Source organism: Mycobacterium sp. (genome assembly GCF_019247615.1).
GTDB lineage: Bacteria > Actinomycetota > Actinomycetes > Mycobacteriales > Mycobacteriaceae > Mycobacterium.
In genome coordinates this window covers 1-11258 of record NZ_JAFBAT010000002.1, presented here as the reverse complement: position 1 = coordinate 11258, position 11258 = coordinate 1, and the positions used below count along the sequence as shown (strand labels likewise).

The window sequence follows — 11258 nt, the reverse complement described above, 5'->3', positions numbered from 1 at the left end:
CGGGCATGGCTAGGCCGTATCGGCAGTTGATTGATATCGGTGACCGGGCCGTATGTGTCCGCGTGCGGGGCAGTGGCCCGACGGTCGTGCTTGAGGCCGGAGGTGCGGGTGGCGCGGGTGAAGGCACCACGGGCGCCTACGGCGACTTAGAAGAACGGCTCGCTTCGTTTGCGACCGTGCTGACATATGACCGCGCCGGCAGTGGCTGCTCTGATGGCCCAGCGCACCGTGATGTTGCGGCGATGGCGGATGATCTCGCTGCGGTGATCCAAACCACGGGCTGTGCCGCACCGGTGGTCGTCGTCGGTTGGACGCTTGGGGGCTTGGTCGCAGAGATGTTCGCCGTGCGACACCCTGACAAGGTTGCAGGTTTGGTGTTGCTCAACCCCACGGAAATACCCACCGAGTCGCGGCTTAGCCGGTATCGCTTGCTGGCCCATGGGCTGGTTCATGTTCTAGTGTCGAACGTCGTTATAAAGCTCGGAGTGTTTCGAACTCGCACCGGCCGGAAATTTCTTCGGCGCAGGGCCGCGTCGACGGGTACCAGCACCGATGCTCTTAACTACGTCGAGCACTTCTTGTTGCATCCCCCGCGTGCGCGGTGGTCGTATGTGCCGGTGCTGCCGCAGCTTTTCGGCGGCTATGCACGTGAGACGGCCGCAGCGGTGCGTGCGGCAGCGTCATTGCCGAATGTTCCGGTGCGGGTGCTGGTGCCGCAGAATCGCCGCGGCAGACCGCGCGCCTTGGTTGAGCGTCTTGATGTTGCTCATCGCGAATTGGCTCAACGGTTTCCACAAGGAGAACTCATAACCGTTGATCAGGCCGATTACTTCTTTCCGATCGACCGGCCCGACGTGGTCATCGAGACCGTACGCGATGTGCTTGGGCTGGATTCAGAAACTCAAATAACCACGACCTAGCAACCGACCGCGCCCGCTCTGCCGACCTCCGGTTTGAGTTGACCCAATCGCCAGATCAGTCAAACAAGAATCTCTGAATTCGAGATGCCCAGCGGCCGGTGCCGAAGCCGATCGCGACACCGACCTCTCGCAGCAAACGACTTCGCCGTCACGCCGCTATGCGAGAAATACCTCGGCGCTGAATGACGTCCCGTCCATTCGTTCAGTCCGTCGACCCGGACGAGACGACGCCGCATTCGGCCGGCTGGGGCGACGACGGTTCGAAGGTAGGACGATTGGCCCTGATTGAGCGCCGACGTACAGGGATAAACTCATGCTCAGCGATCTGCCGAATAGGAGCGTAAGCGCATGGCCATCATCGACCAGGACACCGAGGTCCGCACGCCTTTCGAACGGGATGTCGAGGCGACGCAGCGATATTTCGACGGCCCGCGCTTCGCCGGGATCACGCGCCTCTACACAGCGCGCCAGGTCGCGGAGCAGCGCGGCACCATCCCGGTCGACTACACCGTGGCGCGAGAGGCGGCGGCGGCCTTCTACGATCGCCTGCGCGAGCTGTTCGCCGCGAAGAAGAGCATCACCACCTTCGGCCCCTATTCGCCGGGGCAGGCCGTGAGCATGAAGCGGATGGGCATCGAGGCGATCTACCTCGGGGGCTGGGCAACGTCGGCCAAGGGCTCGACCACCGAAGATCCGGGTCCCGACCTCGCCAGCTACCCACTGAGCCAGGTGCCCGACGATGCCGCTGTGCTGGTGCGCGCCCTGCTGACGGCCGACCGGAACCAGGAGTTCCAGCGGCTGCACCTGAGCGAACGGCAGCGCGCGACGACGCCGATCTATGACTACCGGCCGTTCATCATCGCCGACGCCGACACGGGCCACGGCGGTGATCCACACGTGCGCAACCTGATCCGCCGCTTCGTCGAGGCGGGTGTGCCGGGATACCACATCGAGGACCAGCGCCCGGGCACCAAGAAGTGCGGCCATCAGGGGGGCAAGGTCCTGGTGCCATCGGACGAGCAGATCAAGCGTCTCAACGCCGCGCGGTTCCAACTCGATGTCATGCGGGTGCCGGGCATCATCGTCGCGCGCACGGATGCCGAGGCGGCCAACCTCCTGGACAGCCGCGCCGACGAGCGCGACCAGCCGTTCCTCCTCGGCGCCACCAACGTCAACATCCCGTCCTACAAGGCCTGCTTCCTGGCGCTCGTTCGGCGCTTCTACGAGCTGGGTGTCAAGGAACTGAACGGCCATCTGCTCTACGCGATGGCGGACTCCGAATACGCCGCCGCCACCGCCTGGCTTGAGCGCCAGGGCATCCAGGGCTTGATCTCGGACGCGATCAATGCCTGGCGCGAGAACGGCCAGCAATCGATCGGCGATCTCTTCGACCAGGTCGAGTCGCGGTTCGTCGCCGCCTGGGAGGACGACGCCGGACTGATGACCTACGCCGAAGCGGTGGCGGAGGTCCTGGCGTTCGGCGAAAGCGAGGACGAGCCGACGAGCATGAGCCCCGACGAGTGGCGCCGATTCGCCGAGCGCGCATCGCTGTACGAGGCGAGGCAGAAGGCGAGGGAGCTGGGCGTCGATTCGCCGTGGGACTGCGAACTGGCCAAGACACCGGAGGGCTACTACCAGATTCGCGGCGGCATCCCGTACGCGATCGCCAAGTCGCTGGCGGCCGCGCCGTTTGCCGACATCCTGTGGATGGAGACAAAGACGGCCGACCTCGCCGACGCCCGCCAGTTCGCCGAGGCCATTCACGCCAAGTTCCCCGACCAGATGCTGGCCTACAATCTCTCGCCGTCGTTCAACTGGGACACCACCGGCATGACCGACGAGGAGATGAAGCGCTTCCCCGAGGAGCTCGGCAAGATGGGCTTCGTCTTCAACTTCATCACCTACGGCGGCCACCAGATCGACGGTGTCGCGGCCGAGGAGTTCGCGACCGCTCTCCGGCAGGACGGCATGTTGGCGCTGGCGCGGCTGCAGCGCAAGATGCGCCTCGTCGAGTCTCCCTATCGCACGCCGCAGACACTGGTCGGCGGACCGCGCAGCGACGCCGCGTTGGCCGCCTCCTCGGGCCGCACGGCGACGACCAAGGCCATGGGCAAAGGGTCGACTCAGCATCAGCACCTGGTGCAGACCGAGGTGCCGAAGAAGTTGCTCGAGGAATGGCTGGCGTTGTGGAGCGAGCACTACCAGCTCGGTGAGAAGCTTCGGGTCCAGTTGCGGCCCCGCCGCGCCGGCTCGGACGTGCTCGTGCTCGGGATCTACGGCAACGACGACGAGCAACTCGCCAACGTGGTTTTCGATCCGATCAAGGACCGCCACGGCCGCAGCATCCTCACGGTGCGCGATCAGAACACCTTCGCGGAGAAGCTACGCCAGAAGCGGCTGATGACTTTGATCCACCTCTGGCTCGTCCACCGGTTCAAGGCCGACGCGGTGTACTACGTCACGCCGACCGAAGACAACCTGTACCAAACCTCAAAGATGAAGTCGCACGGCATCTTCAGCGAGGTCAATCAGGAGGTCGGCGAGATCATCGTCGCCGAGGTCAACCATCCTCGCATCGAGGAGCTGCTCAAACCCGACCGCGTTGCGCTGCGGAAGTTGATCACCAAGGAAGCGTAGGGCCAATCGTCAGGCGGCTGTGGCGGCGCGGTGACGTACCCGAGGGCCGTAATCCCGTGTGCACATGGTCACCGGGGGGAGGACCACCGTCCGTTTTGCCCGCCTCCGCGCGACAATCCGAAGCCGTTGTGCGTCAACCCTGCATCCACCCAGGGGGTGGTGACCGGTGCGCTGACGAGGATGTCGACCATTGCTGAGCGTGAGCCCGGCGCAGGTCGCTTCCGCGCGTTCTACCGGTTCTGGCTCGAGCGGCCTTTCGACCCGTTTGCGCCTCGGAATCCGGGGGTACGGATACGTCGATCAGGTGGTGTGAGTGGAGAGCGGGGAATCTGATGAGATCTGAGGCCAGGACTGCGGTCGCGCTTGTCGGCGGCTCAGCAATGCTCGTGTTGGCGGTCGGATGCGGCGGCGGTAACAAGGGACCAAGCAGCAGCACCACGTCGACGACGACGACGACCACCACACCGACGTCGAGCATCACGCCGGCGCCGTCCACCGCACCGGGCGGCGGCGGTGGCCCCGGCGGCGGCGGCCCCGGCGGCGGAGGCGGCGGCGTCCCGGGCGGCCCGACCGGAGGCGGCGGTCCGGGCGGCGGCGGGGGCAGTATCCCCGGTGGTCCTACCGGCGGCGGTGGCCCAGGCGGCGGAAGCGGCAGTATCCCCGGAATTGGCGGCGGCGGCGGTGGACCGGGCGGCGGCGGCGGCTGCATCGGCAACATCTGCGGCGGCAGCTGACACAACAGTCGACTTGTTTCCCTAGCCGGCGGGGCCCGACGTATGGACCTGGCCCCGCCGGCTGAGCTCCCTCCAAGGCCTTGCTTCCGGCCTCGCGGCGCGCACGCTGAGTTATGGTTCTCCGCAACGCGACTTCAAGGGGAGCCTCAATGGCCAAGCTCAGGTTTGGATATTTCATCGCCCCGTTTCACCGCGCTGGGACCAACCCGACGCTTGCGCTGCAACGTGACCTGGAATTCATCGAGCACCTCGACCGGCTCGGCTTCGACGAGGTGTGGTTGGGCGAGCACCATTCCGCGGGCAGCGAGATCATCAGCTCGCCGGAGATCTTCATCGCCGCCGCCGCGGAACGCGCGAAGCGGATTCGCTTTGGTACCGGCGTCATTTCGCTCGCCTATCACAACCCCCTCTGGGTTGCCGACCGGTTGATGCTGCTGGACCACCTGACCCACGGTCGGGTGATCGGGGGAGTGGGCCCCGGCTCCCTTCCCACCGATTCGGCGATGATCGGGCTTACCCCGACGGACACCCGCGAGCTTTTGGAAACCAACCTCGACATCCTCGTGCGGTTGCTGGCGGGGGAAACTGTGAGCGCGAAGACGGCCACGCATCAGTTGTTCGACGCCCGGCTGCAGCTGGCGCCTTACTCCGAAGGCGGCATACCGCTGGCAGTTGCGGCGGTCGCTTCGCCAACCGGAGCGCGGTTGGCCGGCAAGCACGGCATCGGCCTGTTGTCCATCGGGGCGACGCTGATCGTCGAAGGCTTCGACGCGCTTTCCTACCACTGGGGCATCGTCGAGGAGCGCGCCGCGGCCTTCGGCACCCGGGTCGACCGCAAGAACTGGAGCCTGGTGGGGCCGATGCATCTCGCGGAGACCGACGACCAAGCCCGTGCCGACGTCAAATTCGGCATCGAGTCCTGGTTCAACTACTTCCAGAAAGTGGCGGCCTTCCCTCAGATGACCATGCCGGGCGAGCATCTCGACGAGATGATCGACACCATCAACGACAACGGTGCAGGTGTCATCGGCACACCGGATCGGGCGCGAGCTCAAGTGCAGCGGCTGTGGGATCAGTCCGGCGGATTCGGCTGCTTCCTTCAGATGGGCCACGAGTGGGCCAATCCGGCCGCGACCAAGCGGTCCGCGGAACTCTTCGCCGCCGAAGTGATGCCGCATTTTCAGGGACAGGCGCAGCCGACGCGGGACGCCGCCGCGCGCGCCGGACAAGTGCGGGACGACCTGGCGCAGTCTCAGCTGCAAGCCGTCGAATACATGGCCAAGAAGTACGAAAGCGAGAAACAGACTTAATGAGTGATGGCGCCGTCGCCGACCTCATCGAGCGATACTTGGCCATCGTCGCCGACGACGACTACGAGCGGTTCGGCGAGCTACTGACCGAGGATTGCAGTTTCACACTGGTGCCTATCGGCCATACGTGGACAGGCCGTGACCGTGTGATGAGCGCGGTCATGGCCGCAGGCACCCGCAGGACGCACGATGGCCAGTCGAAGGTCAATATCACCAACTGGTTTACGAACAACGAGTATCTCGTCGTCGAATACGAACACGGGGCACTCGTCGCCGGCGTTCGCGTCACCATCGACGGATACTGCTGGGTGTTCCACATCCGGGATGGGCGCTTTGATTCCATGCGCGAATACATCAATCCCAGCCGCGCGGGCACGAGCATCCTTCTGACTCTTGTTTTACGGGCATATCCGCTCCTGGCTCGATGGAGGGCCAGGGGCGCGGCGGCGTCCTGAGTGTCCCGTGGAGAGACCGTTCGCTGAGCGTGCGAGCCGCGCGCCAATCGTCAACGCCCGATCGCACATTCGAGCGATAGGCGGTTCTCAGCCGTCAGCTAGGAAGAAGCGCCAACCTGAACTATGACCACTGACCTCCGGCATCGGCGCCATGGGCACCAGTTGCTTTGGCCGACCATTCAGCGCCTTTTCGCTTGGGCCGCGGCGGTGGCGGCGATGACGTTGCTCGCCGCGAACCACGCCGCTCCACCCGATACAACTCCGACCCGTATCGCCGCGCCGATTCTCGGCGGCTCCGGCGGGTTCGCGGCCGATGCCGACGACGACCAAGCTCAACAGCAAGCGCAGCTGCAAGAGCAACTGGCTTTGCAGCAGATGGAACAGTCCGAACAGCTGGCCGAAGAACAAAACCGAGAAGCCGAGCAGCAATTCGAGCAAGGCATGCAACAGGCTCAGCTGGCCGAACAGCAGGCCAATGACCCCTAACCCCCGGATTAACACGCCGTTTCGCCTTCGGGGGAGATCAGCTGCTTACCGGGCCACCTTCACCCGCCCAGCCGAGCGGCCAGACTTCAGTCACCCCGTCGATTCGCGCTCCGCGGCGCGCACCAGGCGACCCGCGAAAAACCGGACCGCGCCGCCCAGCGCGGCGCGCATCAGCGGGCCCGTCCCACGAATTCTCTCGACGAACGATCCGGTCCAACGGATGTCGGTCCCACCCGCCGGATTCGGTGTGAACACCACCTCGCCGGAGTAGTCCTTGGCGGGGCTCGGAGGTCCGACCAGCTTGTAGGCGTGCCGGCGATCCGGCTCGTAGGCTACGGTTTCCTCCAGCACCAGCACGGGCCACATCCCCACTTTGCGGATGGCGCCGATGCCGCCCGGCGCGGGATCACCCTCACGCGCCCAACTCGATTGAACGACGATCGGCTTGGCCCATTTTGACCAGTTGGCACCGTCGGCCACGAGCCGAAACAACGTAGCCGCAGGCGCGCTGGCAGTCCGACTGATTTCGAACGAGAACTTACGGCCCGACATGCCGCGTACCCTACCGCTCCGCTTGTCCGCGGAGCCCTTTGGGTGCCCACGTCAATAGCCACCAAAGCTTCTCCGTCGCCATGACACCAGCGCATACTCGCCTGGTGAGAGAGCAGACCACCGTCCCGGTCCCGCCGCGAACGAATCGTGAAACATGCTGTGAGGCGACATGTTAACTGTCACCGGCGGACGAGCCGACGCCGCTCAACGACTCTTGCTGGTCGGGATCCTGCTGCTGTTGAGTGCCTGCGGCGGTCAGCATCAGGGCGCGCCCGCCGGCGGGCCCGCGACTCCGGATCATGCCGACGACAAGGCTCACAGTCAGCGCGTGCTCGACGACGCCGTCGAACCCGGTGCTCCAGGATGTTCGGCGGCGGTGGGCATCAAGGGCCAAGTCGTCTGGACAGGCGTTCGCGGGATCGCGGACATGTCGACCGGTGATCCGATCACTACCGACACAATCTTCGACATCGCTTCGGTATCCAAGCAATTCACCGCGACGGCACTGCTGCTGCTGGTCGACGGAGGCAAGCTGGCGCTCAATGACCCGCTGTCCAGGTACGTGCCCGAATTGCCGGCGTGGGCCGCCACCGTCACCACCGGCCAGCTCATGCACCAGACAAGCGGAATACCCGAGTACGTCGGCCTACTCGAGGCGCAGGGCTTCCAGATCGGCGACCGCACCACCGAGGACCAAGCCCTGCAGGCCCTGGTTGCTGTGCCGAAGCTGGAGTTTCCGCCCGGCTCCCAATTCGAGTACTCCAACTCCAACTACCTGTTGCTGGGTGAGATCATCCGCCGGGTATCGCGAGAACCATTGCCGCAGTTCGTAAACGAACAGATCTTTCGTCCGCTCGGGCTGAAGATGGTGGTGGACCCCACCCGCCAGATTCGCGGCAAAGCCATCCCATACGAAAAGGGCAGCGAAGGGTATCGCGCCACCACATCCGGTTGGGAGCAGGTCGGCGACGGTGGCATCCAGACCACACCCAGCGAACTGGTCCGCTGGGCGGACAATTACCGGACCGGTCGTGTGGGCGGCGCCGGCTTGCTCAATGCGCAGCTTGCAGACGCAGTCTCCACCGAAGTGGGCGGCGCCGACCGCTACGCCGCCGGAATCTACGTGCTGGCTAACGGCATGCTCGATCACGATGGTGCCTGGGGCGGTTTCGTCACCGCGTTTCACGTCAGCAAGGACCGGGCGACGTCCGTCGCGATCAGTTGCAACACCGACAAACAAGACCCGGAAGCGCTCGCCGACCGGTTGGGGAAACTCTGGATGTAACCAGCCAACCGCGGCGCTCCAGACGCGAGGCCGCTTCGCGATGAGTTTTGGCGGCCGGATCTGTCTATATCTGTAGTCCGATCAACTCGATCGGGCCGATCGTCACATCGTCTTCGCCCCCGCCCCCTGGTGCGGGGGCCTTTCCCGTCGAGAGGGGTTTGTCATGGATGGGGCCGCGGGCGTAGTCGCCGGCAGATCGATTTTGGTCACGGGTGCCCACCGTGGCATCGACCGGGCCTTCGTGGAGGAGGCTTCCCCGGTGGTAGTGTCGCACCGTAGCAGCGTTCGGCTGGCATTTGTCACTGCGCTGCAACACTTGTCGCCCCTGCAGCGCGCGGTTCTGGTGCTGCGCGACGTATTGGGTTGGCACGCCGCAGAAGTCGCAGAGATGCTGGAAACATCTGCGGCGGCCGTCAACAGCGCACTGCAGCGAGCCCGCGCCCAACTCGCCGAGAGCCGCCCCGCGCTGGACGAGCTCGGCGAACCCACCGAGCGTGGTTCGCCGGCCGTGCGGCGGTGTGCGAATTTTTGGCCGAGGTGGTGCTGCGAACACCGGGCCAATGGCGGCTTTCCTACACCCGGGCCAACGGCGCTCCGGCGTTCGCCCTGTACCGGCGCACTGCCGACGGTTCTTCCGGTTCCTTTCAAGCTCACGGGCTGGACGTGCTGTCACTGGTGGGCGGTCGCATCGCACGCATCGTCGCCTTCAACGACCCAGGCATTGTCGCCAAGTTTGGCCTGCCCGAAACGATTACACCATCGGCCGCCGACCCCGGCGCCGCGACGATGTGAGTCGTGCCTTGTCATGCGTCGATGACCAGTCGCTGCTCGCCGAGGCGAGTCGGTATCTTTTCGCAAACATCCTGCTGGTTCGCGAGGCCGACCTATCGGCACCGACACCATGCCGAGATTGGGATTTGCGCCATCTGTTGCACCATCTCCGCACCTCGCTAGCGGATGTCGCCGACGTGCTGGCCCCACCGTCGTTGCCGCGCAGGTCCCGACTCGACATCGACCCGACTACCGGCACCGATCCGGTGGCCGCGCTGCGGCACGGCATCGTCGAATTTCTGCTCGCCTCGATGTCGTCGCCCGCAGGCAGTTGGTGTGCGGTCCGGGATCGGTGCCTCCCCGCCAAAGTTGTTGTCCGCGTTGGAGCCATCGAGATGGTGTTGCACTCATGGGATATCGCCCAGGCGTGCCGAACCGAGAGCGCCATTCCCGCCGACCTCGCATCGGCACTGTTACGGGTCGCGACGCCGCTTGCGCACGCCGGTGCGGCCGCCCACGTCTTTGCAGAACCGCAGCCGGCGCCGATAACCGCCACGCCAAGTGAGCAACTTCTCGCTCTCTTCGGCCGTCAGCAGGTCGGGCCGGGCTGGCGCGGCCCCTAGACTGCGCTTATGGATCGCGGTTGCCGGGACACCATCGCGGCTGTGCCTGGATTGCTCCAGATCGAGGACTGCCTGGACGCCAGCGGCGGCGTCGCGTTGCCTCCAGGAGTCACGCTGATATCGCTCATCAAACGCAATGTCGCCAATGTCGGTGACACCGTCGCGTATCGCTACCTGGACTACAGCCGCGCCGCCGACGGGCAGGCAGTCGAGGTGACGTGGACCCAATTCGGCGCCCGGCTGCAGGCGATCGGCGCGCGGGTGCAACAAGCGGCCGAGCGAGGTGAGCGGGTGGCGGTCCTCGCACCGCAGGGCATTGACTACGTCGCGGGTTTCTACGGGGCGGTCAAGGCCGGGGCCGTTGCCGTGCCGCTGTTCGCGCCCGAATTGCCGGGCCACGCCGAGCGTCTCGACACGGCGCTTCGCGATTCGGAGCCGACCGTTGTGCTGACGACAACCGCGGCGAAGGACGCGGTGGAGAAGTTTTTGGGCAACGTCCCGCGGCTGAACAGGCCGCAAGTCGTCATCATCGATCAGATACCCGACTCCGTGGGCGACGAGTTCGTGGCCACCGAACTGGGCATGGACGACGTCTCCCATCTGCAGTACACCTCGGGTGCGACACGACCACCCGTGGGCGTCGAGATCACCCACCGGGCGGTCGGCACCAACCTCGTGCAGATGATCCTCTCGATGGACCTGTTGGACCGAAACACCCACGGCGTCAGCTGGCTACCGCTCTACCACGACATGGGCCTGTCGATGATCGGCTTCCCGGCGGTGTACGGCGGACACTCCACGCTGATGTCGCCGACCGCATTCGTCCGCAGGCCGCTGCGTTGGATTCAGGCCCTGTCCGAGGGGTCCCGGCACGGCCGCGTCGTCACCGCCGCGCCGAACTTCGCCTACGAGTGGACCGCGCAGCGCGGGTTGCCCGCGCCGGGCGACGACATTGACCTCGGCAATGTGGTGATGATCATCGGTTCCGAACCGGTAAGCATCGAGGCGGTGCGGACTTTCAACAAGGCGTTCGCGCCCTACGGGTTGCCGCGTACGGCGTTCAAACCCTCGTACGGCATCGCGGAGGCGACGCTGTTCGTCGCGACCATCGCGCCGTCCGCGGAGGCGTCGGTCGTCTATCTCGACCGCAACCAACTGGGCGCCGGTCACGCCGTCCGCGTCGCGGCGGACGCCCCCGGCGCGGTGCCCCAGGTGTCCTGCGGCCGGACCGCACGCAGCCTGTGGGCGGTCATCGTCGACCCCGAAACTGAGACCGAACTGCCCGACGGTGAGGTCGGCGAAATATGGCTGCAGGGCGACAACGTGGGTCGGGGCTATTGGGGGCTCCCCAACGAAACGCGGCTGGCATTTGGCGCCAAGCTGCAGTCGCGGCTCGGCGAAGGCAGCCATGCCGAGGGCTCCACCGCCGGCGGTACCTGGCTGCGAACCGGGGACCTGGGGGTCTATTTCGATGGTGAGCTCTAT

11 protein-coding genes and 1 pseudogene are annotated in these 11258 nt (G+C 65.5%); 11 read left to right on the top strand and 1 reads right to left on the bottom strand.

Annotated elements, in window-relative coordinates:
* Positions 1-86 precede the first annotated feature (86 nt).
* From JO059_RS00095 to JO059_RS00070, 6 genes are all read left to right on the top strand, one after another.
* Positions 87-920 (top strand): alpha/beta hydrolase, encoded by an 834-nt coding sequence (locus tag JO059_RS00095; RefSeq protein WP_293313546.1) that lies wholly within the window; start codon positions 87-89, stop codon positions 918-920.
* 348 nt (positions 921-1268) lie between these two features.
* Entirely contained in the window at positions 1269-3557 is a 2289-nt protein-coding gene (aceA, locus tag JO059_RS00090) for an isocitrate lyase ICL2 (RefSeq protein ID WP_293313543.1), read from the top strand.
* Positions 3558-3889: 332 nt separating this feature from the next.
* Positions 3890-4291, top strand: a complete 402-nt coding sequence (locus JO059_RS00085) for a hypothetical protein (protein WP_293313542.1) — start codon at positions 3890-3892, stop codon at positions 4289-4291.
* Between the two features lie 149 nt (positions 4292-4440).
* Positions 4441-5601, top strand: coding sequence for an LLM class flavin-dependent oxidoreductase (locus tag JO059_RS00080; protein ID WP_293313540.1), 1161 nt, complete (start codon positions 4441-4443; stop codon positions 5599-5601).
* A 38-nt stretch (positions 5602-5639) separates the two neighbouring features.
* Positions 5640-6056, top strand: coding sequence for a nuclear transport factor 2 family protein (locus JO059_RS00075; protein ID WP_293313539.1), 417 nt, complete (start codon positions 5640-5642; stop codon positions 6054-6056).
* Between the two features lie 216 nt (positions 6057-6272).
* On the top strand, positions 6273-6542 hold the full coding sequence (locus tag JO059_RS00070; RefSeq protein ID WP_293313537.1) for a hypothetical protein: 270 nt from the start codon (positions 6273-6275) through the stop codon (positions 6540-6542).
* Between the two features lie 90 nt (positions 6543-6632).
* On the opposite strand, the gene JO059_RS00065 is transcribed toward JO059_RS00070, so the two are convergent.
* A complete protein-coding gene (locus tag JO059_RS00065; RefSeq protein WP_293313535.1) occupies positions 6633-7094 on the bottom strand; it encodes an SRPBCC family protein in 462 nt (153 codons plus the stop codon).
* 169 nt (positions 7095-7263) lie between these two features.
* Here JO059_RS00065 and JO059_RS00060 point away from each other — a divergent pair, with 169 nt between their 5' ends.
* The 5 genes and pseudogenes from JO059_RS00060 to JO059_RS00040 form a co-directional block, all read left to right on the top strand.
* Positions 7264-8379 (top strand): serine hydrolase domain-containing protein, encoded by a 1116-nt coding sequence (locus JO059_RS00060; protein WP_293313533.1) that lies wholly within the window; start codon positions 7264-7266, stop codon positions 8377-8379.
* 163 nt (positions 8380-8542) lie between these two features.
* Positions 8543-8767, top strand: a pseudogene (locus JO059_RS00055) (sigma factor-like helix-turn-helix DNA-binding protein); the annotation flags it as partial.
* Positions 8768-8895: 128 nt separating this feature from the next.
* Complete coding sequence (locus JO059_RS00050; RefSeq protein ID WP_293313549.1) at positions 8896-9171, top strand: hypothetical protein; 276 nt, start codon at positions 8896-8898, stop codon at positions 9169-9171.
* Positions 9172-9179: 8 nt separating this feature from the next.
* Positions 9180-9773 (top strand): TIGR03086 family metal-binding protein, encoded by a 594-nt coding sequence (locus tag JO059_RS00045; RefSeq protein WP_293313531.1) that lies wholly within the window; start codon positions 9180-9182, stop codon positions 9771-9773.
* A gap of 9 nt (positions 9774-9782) precedes the next feature.
* A partial coding sequence (locus tag JO059_RS00040) for a fatty acyl-AMP ligase (protein ID WP_293313529.1) occupies positions 9783-11258 on the top strand: 1476 nt, incomplete at its 3' end.

Coding starts and splice junctions, on each gene's coding strand:
- aceA (WP_293313543.1), top strand. CDS start 1,269: ATGGCCATCATCGACCAGGACACCGAGGTCCGCACGCCTTTCGAACGG.
- JO059_RS00085 (WP_293313542.1), top strand. CDS start 3,890: ATGAGATCTGAGGCCAGGACTGCGGTCGCGCTTGTCGGCGGCTCAGCA.
- JO059_RS00080 (WP_293313540.1), top strand. CDS start 4,441: ATGGCCAAGCTCAGGTTTGGATATTTCATCGCCCCGTTTCACCGCGCT.
- JO059_RS00070 (WP_293313537.1), top strand. CDS start 6,273: ATGACGTTGCTCGCCGCGAACCACGCCGCTCCACCCGATACAACTCCG.
- JO059_RS00065 (WP_293313535.1), bottom strand. CDS start 7,094: ATGTCGGGCCGTAAGTTCTCGTTCGAAATCAGTCGGACTGCCAGCGCG.
- JO059_RS00060 (WP_293313533.1), top strand. CDS start 7,264: ATGTTAACTGTCACCGGCGGACGAGCCGACGCCGCTCAACGACTCTTG.